The sequence below is a fragment of the Siphonobacter sp. BAB-5385 genome (genome assembly GCF_002261125.1).
GTDB lineage: Bacteria > Bacteroidota > Bacteroidia > Cytophagales > Spirosomataceae > Siphonobacter.
In genome coordinates this window covers 1-18,604 of record NZ_NMPS01000057.1, presented here as the reverse complement: position 1 = coordinate 18,604, position 18,604 = coordinate 1, and the positions used below count along the sequence as shown (strand labels likewise).

At 50.0% G+C, this 18,604-nt stretch carries 14 protein-coding genes; 9 read left to right on the top strand and 5 right to left on the bottom strand.

Features of this window, described 5'->3' with window-relative positions; all coding sequences use genetic code 11:
* Nucleotides 1-31: 31 nt before the first annotated feature.
* Genes BWI93_RS05500 through BWI93_RS28545 form a run of 3 tightly spaced genes read right to left on the bottom strand, consistent with a single transcriptional unit; the run spans nt 32 to nt 4,422 of the window.
* Nucleotides 32-1,483, bottom strand: coding sequence for a RagB/SusD family nutrient uptake outer membrane protein (locus tag BWI93_RS05500; protein ID WP_094809144.1), 1,452 nt, complete (start codon nt 1,481-1,483; stop codon nt 32-34).
* Nucleotides 1,484-1,495: 12 nt separating this feature from the next.
* The gene (locus BWI93_RS28550) at nt 1,496-2,785 is read right to left on the bottom strand and encodes a TonB-dependent receptor (RefSeq protein ID WP_255157735.1); all 1,290 of its coding nucleotides are present in this window, start codon (nt 2,783-2,785) and stop codon (nt 1,496-1,498) included.
* Nucleotides 2,743-4,422: a SusC/RagA family TonB-linked outer membrane protein gene (locus BWI93_RS28545; protein ID WP_255157734.1), complete on the bottom strand. Its 1,680-nt coding sequence runs from the start codon at nt 4,420-4,422 to the stop codon at nt 2,743-2,745. Before BWI93_RS28545 ends, BWI93_RS28550 begins: the two co-directional genes overlap by 43 nt.
* A gap of 641 nt (nt 4,423-5,063) precedes the next feature.
* On the opposite strand from BWI93_RS28545, the gene panD reads away from it, so the two are divergent.
* From panD to BWI93_RS05470, 4 genes are all read left to right on the top strand, one after another.
* Complete coding sequence (panD, locus tag BWI93_RS05485; RefSeq protein WP_094809142.1) at nt 5,064-5,414, top strand: aspartate 1-decarboxylase; 351 nt, start codon at nt 5,064-5,066, stop codon at nt 5,412-5,414.
* A 113-nt stretch (nt 5,415-5,527) separates the two neighbouring features.
* Nucleotides 5,528-6,532, top strand: a complete 1,005-nt coding sequence (locus BWI93_RS05480; protein WP_141217365.1) for a lysylphosphatidylglycerol synthase transmembrane domain-containing protein — start codon at nt 5,528-5,530, stop codon at nt 6,530-6,532.
* 85 nt (nt 6,533-6,617) lie between these two features.
* Complete coding sequence (gene rfaE2, locus BWI93_RS05475; protein WP_094809140.1) at nt 6,618-7,100, top strand: D-glycero-beta-D-manno-heptose 1-phosphate adenylyltransferase; 483 nt, start codon at nt 6,618-6,620, stop codon at nt 7,098-7,100.
* A gap of 171 nt (nt 7,101-7,271) precedes the next feature.
* Nucleotides 7,272-7,958, top strand: coding sequence for a zinc metallopeptidase (locus tag BWI93_RS05470; RefSeq protein WP_094809139.1), 687 nt, complete (start codon nt 7,272-7,274; stop codon nt 7,956-7,958).
* 409 nt (nt 7,959-8,367) lie between these two features.
* Here BWI93_RS05470 and BWI93_RS05465 read toward each other — a convergent pair whose 3' ends face one another.
* Both BWI93_RS05465 and BWI93_RS05460 read right to left on the bottom strand, forming a co-directional pair.
* Nucleotides 8,368-8,808, bottom strand: coding sequence for a Rid family detoxifying hydrolase (locus BWI93_RS05465; RefSeq protein WP_094809138.1), 441 nt, complete (start codon nt 8,806-8,808; stop codon nt 8,368-8,370).
* An 11-nt stretch (nt 8,809-8,819) separates the two neighbouring features.
* Nucleotides 8,820-10,415: an amino acid permease gene (locus BWI93_RS05460; RefSeq protein ID WP_094809137.1), complete on the bottom strand. Its 1,596-nt coding sequence runs from the start codon at nt 10,413-10,415 to the stop codon at nt 8,820-8,822.
* A 297-nt stretch (nt 10,416-10,712) separates the two neighbouring features.
* Here BWI93_RS05460 and BWI93_RS05450 point away from each other — a divergent pair, with 297 nt between their 5' ends.
* From BWI93_RS05450 to BWI93_RS05430, 5 genes are all read left to right on the top strand, one after another.
* Nucleotides 10,713-11,420 carry an ATP-binding cassette domain-containing protein gene (locus BWI93_RS05450; RefSeq protein ID WP_094809135.1) on the top strand — a complete coding sequence of 236 codons (708 nt, stop codon included), beginning with the start codon at nt 10,713-10,715 and terminating at the stop codon, nt 11,418-11,420.
* Nucleotides 11,421-11,661: 241 nt separating this feature from the next.
* Nucleotides 11,662-12,033: a DMT family protein gene (locus BWI93_RS05445; RefSeq protein ID WP_094809134.1), complete on the top strand. Its 372-nt coding sequence runs from the start codon at nt 11,662-11,664 to the stop codon at nt 12,031-12,033.
* Nucleotides 12,027-13,262, top strand: a complete 1,236-nt coding sequence (locus BWI93_RS05440; protein WP_094809133.1) for an MFS transporter — start codon at nt 12,027-12,029, stop codon at nt 13,260-13,262. The genes BWI93_RS05445 and BWI93_RS05440 overlap by 7 nt, the downstream gene beginning before the upstream one ends.
* Before the next feature lie 703 nt (nt 13,263-13,965).
* Nucleotides 13,966-17,046, top strand: coding sequence for a SusC/RagA family TonB-linked outer membrane protein (locus BWI93_RS05435; protein WP_094809132.1), 3,081 nt, complete (start codon nt 13,966-13,968; stop codon nt 17,044-17,046).
* 11 nt (nt 17,047-17,057) lie between these two features.
* Nucleotides 17,058-18,518, top strand: a complete 1,461-nt coding sequence (locus BWI93_RS05430) for a SusD/RagB family nutrient-binding outer membrane lipoprotein (protein ID WP_094809131.1) — start codon at nt 17,058-17,060, stop codon at nt 18,516-18,518.
* Nucleotides 18,519-18,604 lie beyond the last annotated feature (86 nt).

The following is an 18,604-nucleotide window of genomic DNA, read 5'->3' as shown; positions in this document are numbered from 1 at the left end:
CAACTGAAAACAGAAAACCGCAAACTGAAAACTAAATTGGATTCTGCTTCAAATTCCCATTCAGCACAATCTCCGATTCGGGAATGAGGTGGACAACCTGTTTATCCGTGGCTGGAACCGTCTGCTGACCGGTCTGGATATTGTGGTAGCCGGGGTAATTTCGTACCAGGCTACGGTTGTTGCGGTACAGATCATAGGCCCGATGCCCTTCGAAGGCCAGCTCCAGCCGACGTTCCTGTAGGACCACGTCCAGCACTGACGCCAAGCCTTTTAAATCCGACGTACTGAACAAGGCCGTACCGCTCAGTCCCGCCCGCGTCCGGATGGTATTGATATCGGCGATGGCCTGATCCAGCTGTCCCTTCTTGGCGTAAGCTTCGGCCCGATTCAGGTACATTTCCGACAGGCGTAAAACGACGGGTGAACTGAGCGTAGGAATACCGCCCTGATTGGAAAACTTGGTAATGTATACCTTATCGATGCCATTCCGCTTTTCCTGTTGGCCGGTCGAGGTAAGTTTCCGTACCAGAAACGAACGCCGCTGATCATTCGGAAACTGATTGATCAAATCCTGGTAGGCTTGTGAAGCGTAGACTTCGCCCCAACCCACGCCGCCGGGCGAGGTGTAGTACATCGATCCGATGGCACTCCAGGTTCGGTCGTCCCGTAGCGTATGCTTGATGGCAAAAATGATTTCGGGATTCTGCTCGTTTTCGAGGGTATAGAAAGTCGGCACCTGCGTGGGCGTCGCTAGGGTATAACGCTTACTATTGATAACTAGATTGGCTTCTTCAATTGCCAGATCGTTCTGATTCTGGTAGAGATAGACCCGGGAAAGCAGGGCGTGGGCCGCTTCCGCCGTGGCGTAACTGCTGCTTTTGGCAATCGTCATTAGCGAGGCCGCTTTTTTTAGATCCGCCACAATGAAATCGTAGACTGCTTTCACCGTAGCCCGGCTGGCGTTGTCGTCGGGCGTTAGGTCGGTTTTAATGATAATACCCAGATTGCTTTCGGGACTCTGCGTGTAGGGACGGCCAAACAGGCGTACCAGGTCGAAGTGGATCATGGCCCGCAGAAACAGGTTTTCACCCAGCAGCTGATCCAGTTCTTTCGACTGCCCCGCCGTAGTCGCCGTGATCACTTTATTACAGCCGATAATCGCGGCGTAACCTTTCCGGTAAATCTGTAAAGCATTGCCCTGATCGGCGGTATGGCGGTAGGTATAGGTGAGGAACAGCGGATCGGTGGTGGTACCGCTCAGCGTCACATTATCGCCCTGAAATTCATTCATGATGTAGAGATTCCGGGTATAATCCAGCGACTTGATGATGGTATAGTTGCCATCCGTAGCGGCCCGTAGCCCCTGTTCGTTGGTCAGTAATTCCGACTCGGAAAGGCCGTCGTAGGGCGTTTTATCGATACTGCACGAAGCCAGCAACCCCAGAAAAAGCGGCAGCGTACGGATAAGAGAGGAGGTCTTCATACGAAGAAAAGATTAGAAGCTCAGTTGAATACCAAAGACGAATTTTTTGCTGAACGGATACTTCGTACCCACTTCACCCGTGCCCGGAATGTCTGGATCAATGCCCGAAAACTTGGTAAGGGTGAACAGGTTATCCGCCGAAGCCGTCAGCCGAAGGCCCCCCAGCTTAGCTTTCTGGAGGAGTTCTGAAGGGAAGTCATAACTCAGACTGATGTTCCGTAGTCGCAGGTAGTTACCATTTTCCAGAAAGCGGGACGAAGGCCGCTGCGAGTTGTTATTGCCGCCCAGTACGTAGCGGGGGTGCGTGGCCACGTCGCCGGGCTGCTGCCAGCGGGACCAGCCGTTAGACAGAGCCATGAGGCTGTAACGATCGTAGGCTCCATCGCTGTCGAACAACTGACGATCCCCATTGTAAATCATCGCTCCGGTTGAGTACGAGAAGAAAGCATTCAGTTCCAGGTTTTTCCAGGTCAGTACCTGCCGGATTCCACCGAAGAGTTTGGGGTTGGCGTTACTGCCGATGAATTGTAAAGTGGCTTCGTTATAATTGCCCGTTGAAGCAACCGTACCGTCCGGGTTGACTTTTTCCCACAACGGATTGCCCGTCTGCGTATCCACGCCCAGCCAACGCCGCATGTACCAGCTATTCAGAGGTTGGTTCAGGGCATAGGGCCGTAAGCTGTTTGCGATAAAACTGGTGTTTCCGTAGAGTTCCGTCAGCTCATTGCGGTTCATACCCGCGTTGATTTCCATCAGCCATTTGAAGTTCTTTTGCTGAATGACATCCCCGGAAAAGACCACCTCCAGACCCCGGTTTCGAACGGCTCCGATGTTTTCGGTGATGTACGCATACCCGCTCGTACCTTGCAGCGGACGGTTGAACAACAGATTGTTCGTCAAACGATTATACACATCCACCGTCACCGACAACCGCTTCCAGAGCGTTACATCCACACCCAGGTTGGCATTATTGGAAACTTCCCAGGAAAGGTTCGGATTCTCAATTCGCGTGGGATAAGCCGAAGGCACGCCCGCGTACTGATCGGTCAGGTTGTACAGGCCCTGAGCTGCGTAATCGCTGATGCCGTCGGCGTTGCCCGTAGTACCGTAGCTCAGGCGAAGTTTCAGGTTATTGATGTTGCGATGATTCGCCAGAAAGCTTTCGTTGGAAACATTCCAGGTAAAACCAACGGCGTAGAAATTTCCGAACTTCTTGTTGCGGCCAAACTTGGATGAGCCATCCCGCCGAAACGAGGTCGTCACGATGTACTTGTCGTTGTAGCCGTAATTGGCCTGAAACAGGTACGAAGAAAACGCATTGTCATTTTTGGTACCCTGAATGCTCTCGGGCTGGGAGGCCGCATCCAGAATATCCAGCCCGGAAAAATACCCTTTCCCGTAGCACCCAGCGACTGGTAGTAATAGGTCTGATACTCATAACCCGCCAATCCATCGAGCGTATGGCCCCCGGCAAATTCGTGTTTAAAACGGAGGAGGTTGGAAGTCAGTAGCGTATAATCCCGACTGTTGAACTGCGACAAGCGACCTTGGACGTCAGCGGCACTATTACCCCGGGCATCTTCGGTACTCTCGGTTTCGTAAAAGGTAGTTTGGGCCCGGTTGGTTGTCGAGAGCGTCAGCCAGGGCAGGAGTTCATATTCCGCTTTGAATAACACGTCGCCAGCCAGCGTATTTTCCTTGAACTTCTCAAACTGCTGGTTGTAAATGAAGTTCGCATTATCGCGACCGTACCAGGTTTTAGCTCCCGTAATGGGGTTGTAGGGTTTTCCCTCAACATACGGATCATCGTAGGGGAGGTAGGTATACGCTCCGTACAGGGAACCGCCGCTGTTGTCGTAACCCCGCGTGTACGTGCCGGCCGTATTGAGCGTCAGGTGCAGTTTTTCGGTTACATCGTGGTTGAAATTGAGCCGCAGCCCGAAGCGATCCAGTCCGGTTTCCTTCAAAATTCCTTCTTCCTGATAATAGTTACCGCTAATGAAAAAACGGGTTTTGTCCGAACCTCCCGAGGCGTTCAGTTCGGCCAGTGTGTTGGATGCCGTACGGAAGGCCTGATCGAACCAGTTGGTATTCGCATTGGCTTCGGGCGTGGGCAGAAAGCTGTTAATGTTCTGACCGGGGCGATCCCGTTCGAAGGCCTGTTTCTGTACGGCGTATAATTCCGGACCATTCATCAGCCGAAAATTCCCCAGATTCAGTTTACCAATCCCTTTGTTCAGCCGGGCCGTGAGTTTCGTTTTGCCCGCTGCCCCCCGCCGGGTCGTCACGACAATCACGCCATTGGACGCCCGTGCTCCGTACAAAGCTGTGGCCGAAGCATCTTTCAAGACCGTGAGCGACTCAATATCGCTGGGGTTGGGGATTCCGCCAATGACGCCATCGACTACGTACAGGGGATCGGAACTGGCGGTGAGCGTACCTACGCCGCGAATGATGATTTTCGGGGCACTCCGCGGATCACCGGAATTGGAACCCACCTGCACACCAGCGGCTTTGCCCTGTAACATCTGCGAAAGATTGTTCGCCGTAACGTCTTTCAGATTTTTGGGCGTAATGGCCTGAGCCGATCCGGTCAGGTTCTTCTGCGTGGTGGAGCTATAGCCCAGTACCACCACTTCGTCGAGCTGCGTATCTGATTTTTTGAGCGAAACGTCCAGCGTGGTACGGTTTTCAACGGGTACGGAAGCGTTTTCGTACCCGATAGAGCTGAACTCCAGTACCGCCGTCGGTCCGACCTGAATCGTAAACTGACCATTGGCGTTGGTCGTCGTGCCTTGGAGCGTACCCCGAACCACGACACTGACGCCGGGTAAGGGCTGGCCCGTATCGTCACGCACGGTTCCGGTGAGCGAGATCTGCTGGGCAAAACTGCACAGGCAGAACATCAGCCCTAACAAACTCAGGGAGAATTGTTTCATCGTTTTTCTAGCTAAGTGAATGTATGAATCGACTTAAAACTTCAGGAAAGGGCACAGCAATACTGCCCTTGAAACGCTTCAAAGTAGGGTTAGAGTGAATGCAGGACATTCACCAGCAAAAGGAGTCATGGAGCCAGATCCGCCCGAAAGTCAGGGCCGATTCCGGAGATGGCGTTCGAGAATTGGATTAGTGTTCAGACGAAAAAGGAATGTCCCCAAAGCAGTTCATAGGAGTATCGTTTGTGAAATAAGAAGAGGAAGTGCGGCGTGTTCCTGCTGGAATCTGGAATGAAAGTACAACGCAAAAAATGGAAAGTAAAGAGCCTCACAGGGCCTGGGAGGGCGGAAATTGGGCCTGAAAACATGTGCAAACGTTGCTACGGGATGAACAACCGTTTGTGCAAAAACTAATAAATTCTTCGGTAAAAAGTAATTTAGGTGTGGTGGTACATCGCCGGACTGCTTTTCTGCCATAGGATCGTTGGTAAAGGCTAGCAGAAGCATCGAATTCATTGGAAAAAGCCAGCTCTGAATAAGCGTTCAGAACGCCTTTTCTTAACCCGAATGGTCATTTCTGAAGAAACTTTCCCGAACTTTGCCCGCCCCTTACGCGTTCGGGGATTTGGAAACAATACACACTGATGTTCCTGACTATTATGAAATCAAAGCTTCACCGCGTTCGGGTAACGCAGGCGGAGCTCAATTACGTAGGTAGTATTACCATCGACGAGGATTTGATGGAAGCAGCGAACCTGCTTGAGAATGAGAAGGTTCAGATTGTCAATAATAACAATGGCGAGCGTTTTGAAACGTACGTTATTAAAGGTGAACGGGGAAGCGGGACGATTTGTCTGAACGGAGCCGCGGCTCGCCGGGCTCAGGTTGGGGACATTATCATCATCATCGCTTACGCCATGATGACTCCCGAAGAGGCGAAAGAGCACAAGCCCATGGTCGTTTTTCCGGATGCCAATAATCATCTGGTGAAATAAAAAGGACCACCGATTAGTAGTAGAAGATGATGGTTTTTGCCGGGAGGTGATTCGGAAACGGGTCACCTCTTTTATTTTTGCCGGAAACCGGTCTGCTTACAGCGAATCATCGCATGAAAAACGTATTACAATATCTTGTCTTTCTGGGTCTGGCGGCGGGCCTGACCTGGTACGCCATCCACTCGGGTACCATCAATCCAGAACAATTGTGGGCCGATGTCTCGCAGGCTGATTTCCGCTGGGTGGGGGTTATGATGCTGCTGACCTTTGTGGCTCACGGAAGCCGGGCCGCCCGCTGGCGAATTTTACTGGAACCGCTGGGCTATCACCCGTCGTTTCTGCGAACGAATACCGCCGTCTGGCTGGGCTACTTTGCCAACAACCTCGTACCCCGACTGGGCGAAGTAACCCGTTGCAGTGCTTTGTACAAAAGCGATGCAATTCCCATCGAAAAATCCCTGGGTACGGTCGTTACGGAGCGGATTTTCGACGTGCTTTCCTTGTTTATCCTGTTGGGAATCAACTTATTGCTGGATTTTGATCGGCTACTGGCCTTTATCCAGCGGTCTACTTCAGCTACACCCGACTCCGAAAGCGGGGTGCCCGTACTAATCTGGATAGTACTGGGACTGCTGATCGCGGGTGGATTGACGGTCTTCTTTCTCTGGGAGCGTTTGCTTGAGTTGGCTATCGTAAAAAAGCTAGCGAAGGCGGGGCAGGGGCTACTGGCGGGTTTACTGAGTATTCGGAAATTACGCCAACCCGGTCTGTTTCTGTTTTATACGGTGATGATCTGGGGCATGTACTACGTGATGGGCTACGTGCTTTTCTTTGCGATACCCAAGTTTGCAGACTTGTCGCCGCTGGTGGCTCTGACGATTATGACCACCGGAGCACTAGCCATGATTTTACCGACACCCGGTGGCGTAGGGTCGTATAATGCCTTTGTAGCCTTTGCCCTGCACTCCATTTACGAGTTGCCCGAGGCCGATAGTGGTACGCTGGCTACCTTCATTCAAAGCTCGCAAATGCTCAGTACGCTGGCCATTGGCCTGGTTTTCTTAGTAATTTCTGTGATTAGTCGGCCCAGCCGAAAGGCGGTCGTCAGTCAATCGTAGGTTTTACCGCCCGTGTGGTCCGCATCATTGATGCACGGATGCCCCAATTTGTAGGCTTCGCCTACGCAATTCATGACGAGAACCCATGCATACAGCTTCAAAAATTAAAACTCTCGCCGAAGCAATTCCTCAGTTGGTAGAATGGAAAACCAGCGGTCAGCGAATTGTCTTTACCAATGGCTGCTTTGATATTGTACACTTAGGTCATGTCGACTACCTCGAAAAAGCCCGTAATCTGGGCGATCGACTGGTACTTGGCCTGAATACGGACGCTTCAGTATCCCGGATCAAAGGACCGCTTCGCCCCGTCGTCAATGAGTACGCCCGAGCCCGTTTGATGGCTTCGCTGGCCTTTGTGGATACTGTCATTTTGTTCGATGAACCCACGCCAAAAGAGCTGATTGAGTCCATTAATCCTGACATTTTGGTCAAAGGGGATGACTACACCGTCGAAACCATTGTTGGTTCGGATTTTGTATTAGGTAATGGTGGCGAGGTGAAAACGGTACCCCTAGTACAAGGTTTTTCAACTTCAGCGTTAATTGAGAAAATAAAGACTAGTTTTTGATAGTTTGAAGGTAGTCTAAGGTTTGAGGAGGTTTGAAGTTTGAGGAATTAGGTTTAACGTTTGAACAACGCTTATAAAAATTACAAAAACCTGTACGAAATTAAACCTTAAACCATTAAACCTGAAATCTCAAACTTAGAATACGTCCTAGTCTAATAAACCACTATAACTATGGCAGGAGCATATTTAATTGGTATAATCTTCATGGTGATCAGCATGCTGGTCAGCTGGCGATTACGTAGCAAATTTGCTGAATACTCACAGGTAGGGCTGGCGGTTGGCCTCTCCGGAAAAGAAATCGCTGAGAAAATGTTACGCGACAACGGGATTTATGACGTACGGGTGTTGTCCGTAGAAGGTCAGCTTACCGACCACTATAACCCGGCGGATAAAACCGTAAACCTCAGTAATGATGTATACTACGGCCGTAGTGTAGCCGCAGCTGCTGTTGCTGCTCACGAATGCGGACACGCCGTACAGCACGCTACGGCGTATAGCTGGTTGCAGTTCCGTAGTTCGATGGTACCTTTTCTGAGCATTGCGTCAAGCTGGATGCAATGGATCATTCTGGGGGGTATCCTTTTACTCAATACCACACCCATTCCGCTGGCGATTGGCGTGGCTCTATTTGCGGCAACGACGCTGTTTAGCTTTATCACGCTGCCGGTAGAGTACGATGCATCCAATCGGGCTTTGGCCTGGATTGAGAGAACGGGTGTAGCAACAGCCCGGGAACATGAAATGGCCTCGGATGCTCTTAAATGGGCCGCTCGTACGTACGTGGTTGCCGCCCTTGGTTCGCTGGCTACGTTGTTGTACTATGTAAGTTTATTGATGGGTGGCCGTAGAAGTGACTAGTTTTTTATAGCTAAACCAAATACTTAGCCTGGCTTTTTCAAAAAGTCAGGCTTTTTTTATATGAATTTCAAAGATCAGGGTCTTTGGCACGGTATTTTTAAATGATTAAGGCACGATTTAAAAAGGGCCGACGTTCCTTGATAGATAGAGAACCATTTAATACCGTAAAAGCCATGAATTATTCCTTCGCTACCCGTCGCCTTTTAGTAAAGCTCGGTTTGATTTGGAAACCTAGCCGTTCAACCAACGCCGTTCGCAAAACGACGTTACCCATGAGCGTGTCAGGAGACAAATTCTTTAACGATTGGAAACTTTTAAACGGATAAATGGCTCTAGTAAAGAGCTTATTGAGATGTATACGCAGAAAGGCCGGATCAATTCCGGCCTTTCTGCTTTCGTAAGGATGAGTTTATTTGCGGCGAGCGGCAATAACAGTAATTTCCACACTGGCACCTCCGGGTAAATCTGCCACGCCCACGGTGGTACGGGCCGGAAAATCCTTCTCGAAATATTTGGCGTACAGCGTATTGATTTTCTGAAAGTTCGCTAGGTCTTTCACGTAGATAGTGGTGTTGACTACATCCGACCAATTCAACCCAGCCGCTTTGAGGATTTGCTGAATATTTTGCATGATTTGGGGAACTTCCCCATCTACGCCTCCCGCAACCAGTTTTTTCGTATCCGGATTAATACCGACCTGCCCCGCAACGAAAACCAAACCGTTGGCTTCCACGGCCTGACTATACGGACCAATGGGAGCAGGAGCGGCATCCGTTTGATGGACTTTTTTCTGAGCAAACGCAACGGTAGAAGCTACCAGCATTAGCGAGAGGGTAAGGAGACGTACCATAGCAAGTGAATTTAGGCTTTAGCCAGTTTGGAGTGTTTACGTCCGTAGCTGAAGTATATAACAAGTCCAATCAGTAGCCAGGCCACAAAAGCTCCCCAGTTCCAGAAGCCCAGTTCCGTCATCAGATAGAGATTCGTAAGGATTCCTAAAACCGGGAGCAAAGAAAATTTGAGGCGGTAACTTAGTACCGATAGAATGGCCCACACAATCCAGAACACAAACAATAGCGGCTTTTCTTCCATGGCCAATACAAAGTGATTGGAATAAATGGCGAAAGCAATCGCGATAACAAAGCCAATGCCTACTACATACTGGCCATTGATGTACGGAACCCGGAATTTAGAGTATTTCGTCAGTCCCTGGTAATCGAGGTACAGCACCCCGCAGCAGACCAGAATAAAGGCAAAGAAGGTTCCTACGCTGGTTAAGTCTACGAAAAAACCCATGTCAAAGAACATGGAAGGAATCGCTACGACTACGCCCGTAACGATCGTCGCAAACGAAGGCGTATGATACTTCGGGTGTACTTTCGAAAACTTGGGCCAAAGCAAACCATCACGACTCATGGTCATCCAGATACGGGGCTGACCGAGCTGATACACCAGCAGGGCACTCGTAATGGCGATGACGGCCGAGACCGAAATCACCCCTGCCACAAAATCAAACCCTACTTTGTGAAAGACATACGCCAGCGGATCATCCACGTTCAATTCCTTGTAATGAACCATACCCGTCAGAATTAAGGTAATCAAGACGTAGAGTACCGTACAAATAATGAGACAGTAAATCATGGCCTTGGGCATGTCCTGCTGGGGATTTTTACATTCTTCGGCGGTCGTAGAGATCGAATCGAAACCGATGAACGCGAAGAATACCGCGGCTACGCCACTCAGTACGCCGCTCACGCCGTTGGGGGCAAAGGGCGACCAGTTTTCGGGTTTCACGTAGAATACGCCGGCACCAATCACCAGCAGAATAACGGCCAGCTTCAAAGCCACCAGCATGTTACTGACATTTTTGGACTCCTTGATTCCGATGTATACCAGAGCCGTTACCAGTACCGTGATAAGTCCTGCGGGTAAGTCACAGATGAGCTTGATCCCGCCAATGGAAGGAGCCGAGGCCCGAACCGCTTCGCTGGCGGAGGAGGGATCGACGGTGAGCCACCCGGGCAGATGAAGCCCAAAACCCGCCAGCATGGAAGAAAAATATTCCGACCAGGAAATAGCTACTACCATGTTGGAAACGGCGTATTCCAGGATCAGGGCCCAGCCGATAATCCAGGCAAATAATTCGCCGAAGGATACGTACGCGTACGTATACGCACTGCCCGAAACGGGTACGGTCGAAGCAAACTGAGCGTAACTCAACGCCGTAAACACGCAGGCAATGGCGGTGAAAACAAAAAGTAAGGATACGGCAGGACCGCCATCAAAACTGGCCCGGCCAATGGTACTGAAAATACCGGCTCCAATGATGGCCGCAATCCCCAGAGAGGTTAAATCGCGAACACCCAACACTTTCGATAAGCCGTGCGACTCACCGGTAGTATCAGTGTTTAGTACTTGTTGAATGGATTTCTTACGAAAAAAGGAGTCGTTGGCCACGGATGCAATGGTGTTTCGTGAACGTAATTAGGGGCACTCTGCTGATCTCGGGAAAAAGAAGTCGCGAAATGAACGTATTCTTTCAAAGAAAAGTAAAAATATGCCCGGATGAAGTGAATAATCAGGTAAAAATAGGGAATCATCGGAAGTTGACAAGATTCAAGCGGCAGGAAATCAGTAGATATACCACTGGGTCCAAGCTATACGTTTAAAGGGAGCGGGCCAGCAGGCATGCACATTTGCCGGTGAAGCTCTACCTTTGCCTAAAGTTTTCAATCACCTTTTTCGTAGCGAAACGTGTCCATAGTTGTCAAGGAGCTTTCCAAAATATACGGGCCGCAGAAAGCGGTAGATCAGATTAGTTTTGAAGTAAAGCCGGGGGAAATTGTCGGTTTTCTCGGACCTAACGGGGCGGGAAAATCCACGACCATGAAAATTGCTACGGGGTACCTACGGCCTTCCAGCGGTACGGTCGAAGTCGCTGGCTACGACGTCACGCAGCATTCAATGGAAGTTCGGCAACATTTGGGCTACCTGCCGGAACACAATCCCCTGTACCTGGATCTGTACGTGAAAGAGTTTCTGCGTTCCATGGGAGCGTTGTACGGACTAAAAGGTGAAACGCTCAGCCGACGGGTGAACGAAGTCATTGAGCAGGTAGGGCTGGGGCTGGAGCAACACAAACGCATTGGACAACTCTCGAAAGGGTATCGGCAACGCGTTGGACTGGCTCAGGCCCTGGTACACAATCCTCAGGTACTGATTCTTGACGAACCCACCACGGGTCTGGACCCTAACCAGCTGGCTGAAATTCGGTCGGTCATCAAAAACATCGGTCAGGAGAAAACGGTACTGTTTTCTACCCACATCATGCAGGAAGTCGAAGCCATCTGCGACCGGGCCATCATCCTGAAGCGAGGTAAGCTGGTGGCGGATGAATCCATAGCATCCTTTCGGCAATCGGGCAAATCACTGGAAACCCTGTTCCGTGAACTGACGGCCTAGCGTAGGACCCGGATTGCCCGGTTTTCAATTGTATACCCTTACCAAGCAATCTCCTGAACTTGGTTCGTACCCTACGAACTCGGTTCAGGAAATTTTAATAATAATGTATATGTAGTTGGTAGTCAATGTTTTGAGTTCGGTCTGTCGAGCTTCATTTGTCTTAAAAACGAATTAAAATCCTTCCTTCGGTGAGCCAAGATCCTGAGAAGATAGTTTTTACTACGAACTCAAAACTTGAACCATGAAAGGATTAGCTTGTGTAGCTCTATTAGTAGTTTCAAACGCGTTTATGACATTGGCCTGGTACGGACACCTGCAGGTCAAACAATGGCCCCAGCTGGCCAAACTTTCGTTATTCGGCGTCATTGCCCTGAGTTGGGGACTCGCCTTTTTCGAGTACGTCTTTCAGGTGCCCGCCAATCGGATCGGCTCCGAGGAAACGGGAGGGCCGTTTACGCTCTTTCAGCTCAAGATTATCCAGGAAGTCGTATCGCTGACGGTCTTTACGCTCATGACCGTTTACCTGTTTAAAACCGATCACCTGGCCTGGAACCACGCCGTCGGGTTTGTCTTCCTGATCATTGCGGTGTTTTTCATTTTCAAAAAATGGTAAACACTTCTTCCCTGGTACCGCAGCCTTCCCGACAAAGTCTATCCGCACTGGACAAAGCGAATTTCCTGCTAGCCGACGTTCGCGATGGGATGGGGCCCTATTTAGCCATTTATTTGATGGTGACGTTACGGTGGCAACCCCAGGACATTGGCATTGCCATGTCCGTTATGGGAATCACGACCGTTGTGATGCAGACGCCCGCCGGAATACTGGTGGATCGTACCACGCGTAAAAAGTTATTTACGGTGCTGGCTTCCCTGTTAATGGCAGGAGCCGCCTTACTCACCATTACGATTCCAACGTATCCGGTCATTATGGCGGGTCAGGCACTGATGGGCATTTCGGCAGCATGGTTTGGTCCTGCGGTGGCAGCGATTACGCTGGGCTTAGTCGGACATCAGGCACTCGACGCCCGGATCGGTCGTAATGAAACCTTTAATCACGCCGGGAATGTAATCGCTGCTCTGCTGGCGGGACTGATTGGCCATTTTCTCAGTAGCAAAGGTATTTTCGTCCTGCTTGCCGTCATGTCTCTGCTGAGTAGCATCAGCATCTGGCAAATCAAAGACGGGGAAATCAACCACGAACTGGCTCGCGGCAGTGGGGAGAGTGATCACAAAACGGATGAAAGTTCCTGGCGGTCGCTGCTACGTACGCCCTCCCTGTTGCTTTTTGCTTTGGCTTGTGTCCTATTTCACTTTGCGAATGCGGCCATGCTACCCCTGTTAGGGCAACGGCTCTCGTTAAAAGCCCAGGCGGGCGAAGCCTCCGTCTACATGTCGGCCTGTATCGTTGTCGCTCAGATTGTCATGATCCCCGTCAGTGCCTGGGTTGGAAAACATGCTTCCAAGGGTCGTAAACGTATCTTATTGGTCGCCTTTCTGGTTTTGCCCATTCGTGGGGTACTGTATACGCTAACCAACGACGAGATTTTACTGGTATGCATTCAGGTACTTGACGGACTGGGAGCTGGCATTTTCGGAGTTTTATCGATCCTGATTGTATCCGATTTAACGAAGGGTACCGGACTGTTCAATACTACGCAGGGGGCCATTGCCACCGCCGTTGGGCTAGGTGCTTCGCTGAGTAATGCGTTTGCGGGGTTTCTGCTCCAGCGTAGTAATTTTCAAACTGTATTTCTGGTTTTGGCCGGTATTGCGTTAGTCGCTTTGCTTCTGGTATGGTGCGGCGTCCCCGAAACAAAAGCAGCGGACGAGTCAATACAGTAAATTTTGAACAACTGCTCGGGGACCTATCAGGCCTGGGCAGTTGTTTTTCCTTCCCGACACTCTTGCTTGGAAGGGTTCTTCTCTCTTCTCCAGATTTCACTTCTTTTCACACAGCTCTGCTGAGGTGAATGACTTTCTACGCTTGAGTTCTTAGCACGTTAACAGTGGCTTGTTCATCTACCTTCCTCGACAGAACAACCAGTTGAAGTTTTTACACTCGCCCATTCATACAAATTTTTAGATTAGTTGATGAATTTGGAGAGATAACGTTTTACGGATAATTAGTGATTTATATGATTTATTTGAAATATATATATGAAAAATAGAAAAATTATGTTTGATATTGTCTTAAATTATGAATTTGATGTTTAATTGAGTTAATTGAAAAATTTAAAACTATATATTAATATAACATAATTTAATAAAATATACTACTGATATATTTGTGTATAGCATCATAAAAAATAAGTAACTAATAAAAAATCAGAATATTATTTGAATTAGATATACGTTTTTGTAATATTGGTTCCAGATTCTATAAAAATTGGCTTCTTCCCATTAATCTTAACCAAACATGAATGCTCTTTCTTCACGCTCTACCATTCCCCTGAGCTAAGCTCTGATCGACTCCGTAATTGCTTTTCCGACCTGGCTGTCAGGTGGGATGGGACTGTATTTCATTCACAAAACGCGTACACATCTCATGAACAAACGTTTATCTATTCTGCTATTGCTGCTGAGTAGTCTCTGGGCAACCGCTCAGGATCGGCAGCTGACGGGCGTGATTACTTCTTCGGAAGATGGGCAGCCGTTGCCGGGCGTATCAATTTCGATCAAAGGCACGGCTAAGGGATCTACGACCAACGCCGAAGGGGCGTACCAGCTTTCGGTGTCCTCGGGCAATACGCTGGTATTCAGTTATGTAGGTTTTACGAGTAAGGAAGTAGTGCTGGGGGATGAAAGTACGCTGAACATTCAGCTACAGATGAACGCGAGTAGCCTAAGCGAAGTCGTGGTAACGGCCCTGGGTATTACGCGGGAAAAGAAAGCCCTGGGGTATTCGGTACAGGAAATCGGAGGTAAACAACTAACACAGGCTCGGGAGACCAACCTGGTGAATGCCCTGTCGGGTAAAATTGCCGGGGTACAGGTAACCAACTCCAATGGATCACCGGGAGCTTCGTCGCGAATGCTGATTCGGGGGTCCAGCTCGATTGGAAATAATAACCAGCCGCTGTTTGTGGTGGATGGTGTACCCATTGACAATGGCAATTACAATAATAACCCCACGGCAGTCGATTACGGAAACGGAGCTGCTTCGCTCAACCCCGATGATATTGAGTCGATGAGTGTACTGAAGGGCCCTGCAGCGGCGGCTCTGTATGGGTCACGCGGAGCGAATGGCGTAGTACTCATTACCCTGAAAAGCGGTAAAGGATCGCGAGGCATTGGCGTGTCGGTAAACTCTAATACGACCTTTGATACGCCTTTTCGTTTACCCGAATGGCAGAATGAGTACGGTCAGGGAGCCAAGGGGCAGTTCCGCTTTGTGGACGGTCGCGGCGGCGGCGTGAACGATGGCGTAGACGAAAGCTGGGGGCCCAGACTGGATGGTCGCCTGATCGAGCAGTTTGATTCGCCGGTTGTCAATGGCGTGCGTACGCCTACGCCCTGGGTGGCTCATCCGGATAACGTCAATCAGTTCTTTAAAACGGGTAAAACCTATACAAATAACATCTCCTTAACGGGTGGTAGTGACAAAGGCGATTTCCGTCTGTCGCTTACCGATTTAAATCAGTCAGGAATTCTGCCTTTCACGAACTACAAACGCCAAACGGTTTCGCTAAATGCTGGTTGGAACTTGACACCCAAACTGAACATTCGGGCGACAGGTAATTACGTGAAAGACGGTAGTGATAACCGTACGAACTGGGGGCTATACTTTATCTGGTTCGGTCGTCAGGTGGATATGGAAAACCTGCAAAACTACACCGCTCCGGGTAGCATTTACCAGAATAACTGGAACTACAACTACTGGACGAACCCATACTACCAGCTGGCGAACAGCAAACGGGAAAACGAAAAAGACCGCTTATTCGGAAATATTTCGGCTACGTATAAGTTCACCGACTGGCTATCGCTGATGGCTCGTACGGGAACCGACTTTTATACGGATCGTCGTAAAACGAAAAACGCTGCCCGCACGTCCAACCTGTTCGATGGTTATAACGAAGAACAAATTTTCGTTCAGGAATCAAACTCTGACTTCCTGCTGAACGCTACGCACAAATTCGGAGAGTTTGACGTAACGGCCAACATTGGTGGTAATCACCGCCGAAACTTCTACCAGCGGGATTACATGTCGGCGGCTGAGCTGGCGATTCCCCGCGTCTGGAATATGGGTAACTCGCGGCTGCGTCCAGTTACGGAAAATTCGTACAGTAAGAAAGTCGTGAATAGTTTGTATGCGTCGGCGAACCTCGGCTTCCGTAACTACCTCTTCCTTGATCTGACGGCCCGTAACGACTGGTCGAGTGCCCTGCCAGCCAGCAATCGCTCGTACTTCTATCCGTCGGCGGCGGTCAGTGCGGTACTGACGGATATGTTTAGTGTGCAGTCCTCGTTCCTTTCATTCGCTAAAATTCGGGGTGGTATTGCCCGCGTAGGAAACGACACCGATCCGTACCGCCTGCTTCAGGCCTTTGATTACGCCAACGCCTGGGGTAGTCAGGCTTCGCTGAAAGAAAGCAATGAATTACTGAATGCCGAGCTGAAACCAGAAATCACCAGTTCATACGAAATCGGTACGGAATTAAAATTCTGGCAAAACCGGATTGGTCTGGACGTAACCTATTACGATAAGCAGTCGTACAACCAGATTCTGAAGGTAGACGTTTCGAATGCTTCAGGCTTTTCGTCGAAATGGCTCAACGCCGGACTGTTACAAAACCGGGGTGTCGAAATTCAATTGACGGGTACCGCCGTGAAAACGAACAGTTTCAAATGGGATATTACGTTGAACTGGGCCCGTAACCAAAACAAAGTCAAGGAATTAGTTGATAACCTGACCACCTACACTCTCGGAACCATGCGGGGCATGGGCATCGAAGCCCGCGTCGGACAGCCCTACGGTACGTTCTTCGGGCAGGGTTTTCTGCGGAATCCGGAAGGAAAGATCGTCTATGACCAGAGTGGCTACCCCGTCATCGATCCGGTTCGTCGCGTATTAGGCAACTTCACACCGCGATGGATTGGCGGCTTGCAAAACACGTTTGCCTACAAAAACCTGTCCCTGACGACGCTGATTGACATGAAGCAGGGCGGCGATATTTTCTCGCAAACCATTAATATCGGTCGCTATACCGGCGTGTTGAAAGAAACGACCGTAGGTCGGGAAACGGGTATTGTGGGCGACGGCGTCGTGAATGTGGGGACGGCAGCTAATCCGGAGTACGTGCCGAATACCAAAAACATTTCTTCGGAAGAATGGCACCACAAGTACTACCTGCTGACGAACAACGAAGAAACCATTTTTGATGGTAGCTACGTGAAGCTTCGCGAGGTACGCCTGACCTACGTTTTCCCCGGAAAAGTATTCAAGCGTCTGCCCTTCCGTGACATCACGATTTCAGCGGTAGGCCGGAATCTGGCTCTGCTGCACAGCAACATTCCGCACATTGATCCGGAGACCAGCTATTATGGCGATACGAATGTGCAGGGGATTGAAAACGGACAGATTCCGACCACTCGTTCCGTTGGTTTCAACATCAGCTTAAATCTGTAACAGTTTCTGACATGATACGCATTTTTCATTCATTCCGATATAAAGCCGCATTGGCGTTTGTACTGGTTGGGTTATCCGCCTGTACGGGTGAGTTCGACCAAATAAATACGAACCCGAACAACCCCACGACGGCTACGGCCGATTTATTCATGCCGAACGGAATCCAGACCGCCGTGAATGCGTACTGGGGAGGTTCGCTGGGCATGGACGTGGGAAATCTGGTTTCTCAGCATTGGGCTCGGATTCAGTATACCGATGTCGATCAGTATACGACTTCCAACGACGTCGCGAACGCGGGCTGGAGTAATTTCTACATTGAGTCACTGGCCGATTACCAGCGGATTTACAAGATTGGTCAGGAGACGGGAAATACGAATTACCAGGCCGTCGCCACCATTCTGCGGAGCTGGGTATTTACCCTGCTTACGGATGTGTACGGAGATATTCCGTATTCAGACGCCATCAAAGGCATGGAAGGAACCTTACAGCCGAAGTATGATGCTCAGAAAGACGTCTACGCCGGTCTGGTAGCGGAACTGAAAACGGCTGCGGAACTCATCAATACTACGGATAAAAGCAAAGCGATTGCAGGGGATATTCTGTTCAATGGCGATCTGACGAAATGGAAAAAATTCGCCAACTCGCAAAGCCTGCGGATTCTGAACCGAATGCTGGGAAAAGCGGATGCTCCGATCGATGTGAAAGCCGAGATCGAACGCATCCTGAAAGATCCGACGAAGTATCCGGTACTGACTTCCAATGCCGATAACGTGCAGTTGACGTACCTCAATGCAGCTCCGAGTAATAACCCAGTCAACGAAAACCGCAAAACGCGGGATGACCACCGGGTGAGTGCGACGTTGGTGAATAAACTGAAAGGAATGGAAGATGCCCGCCTGAAAGTATACGCCAACCTGCCCGCCGATGGGGGTGATTACAAGGGCGTACCCAACGGTCTGTCGGCGTCGGATGCCAACGCTCTGGGTTTGTCAAAAACGTCGAAAGTGGGGGATTACTTCGTGTCGGCTACGGCCCCAGGCGTAATCATGACCTATGCTGAATTGCTGTTTATTAAAGCCGAATTTGCGTATAAGGGAATTACCTCGGCTGGCGAAGCGGCTACCCTTTACACGGATGCCATTAAAGCTTCGCACGCTCAGTATGGCCTCACGGCATCGGATGCGTACCTGACGGCGAATGCCTTCAAAAGTGGTACGGCGGGCTATACGCAACTGATGGAACAAAAATGGATTGCTCTGTACGGACAGGGCGTGGAAGCCTGGACGGAGTACCGCCGCACGGGCATTCCCGTACTAACGCCTCCGACGCTGAATACGAATGGAGGGGTAGTACCCACGCGTTTGCCCTATCCGGGTTCGGAGGAATCGCTGAACTATACCAATTTCAGCGAAGCTCTGAAACGCCAGGGCGGCCAGAACGACAAAAAACTGAAGTTATGGTTTGCTAACTAGTATAGGAATCATTCAGGTGAGTACTGGGAGAGAAAACCTGAATAGAGGAGGGTAACAAAGAGTCCGGCCAGCTGGCCGGACTCTTT

Bases quoted from the DNA above. Each gene is read 5' to 3' on its own strand.
- rfaE2 (WP_094809140.1), top strand. From the start codon at position 6,618: ATGCATACAGCTTCAAAAATTAAAACTCTCGCCGAAGCAATTCCTCAG.
- BWI93_RS05440 (WP_094809133.1), top strand. From the start codon at position 12,027: ATGGTAAACACTTCTTCCCTGGTACCGCAGCCTTCCCGACAAAGTCTA.
- BWI93_RS05465 (WP_094809138.1), bottom strand. From the start codon at position 8,808: ATGGTACGTCTCCTTACCCTCTCGCTAATGCTGGTAGCTTCTACCGTT.
- BWI93_RS05470 (WP_094809139.1), top strand. From the start codon at position 7,272: ATGGCAGGAGCATATTTAATTGGTATAATCTTCATGGTGATCAGCATG.
- panD (WP_094809142.1), top strand. From the start codon at position 5,064: ATGTTCCTGACTATTATGAAATCAAAGCTTCACCGCGTTCGGGTAACG.
- BWI93_RS05435 (WP_094809132.1), top strand. From the start codon at position 13,966: ATGAACAAACGTTTATCTATTCTGCTATTGCTGCTGAGTAGTCTCTGG.
- BWI93_RS05480 (WP_141217365.1), top strand. From the start codon at position 5,528: ATGAAAAACGTATTACAATATCTTGTCTTTCTGGGTCTGGCGGCGGGC.
- BWI93_RS05430 (WP_094809131.1), top strand. From the start codon at position 17,058: ATGATACGCATTTTTCATTCATTCCGATATAAAGCCGCATTGGCGTTT.
- BWI93_RS28545 (WP_255157734.1), bottom strand. From the start codon at position 4,422: ATGAAACAATTCTCCCTGAGTTTGTTAGGGCTGATGTTCTGCCTGTGC.
- BWI93_RS05500 (WP_094809144.1), bottom strand. From the start codon at position 1,483: ATGAAGACCTCCTCTCTTATCCGTACGCTGCCGCTTTTTCTGGGGTTG.
- BWI93_RS05445 (WP_094809134.1), top strand. From the start codon at position 11,662: ATGAAAGGATTAGCTTGTGTAGCTCTATTAGTAGTTTCAAACGCGTTT.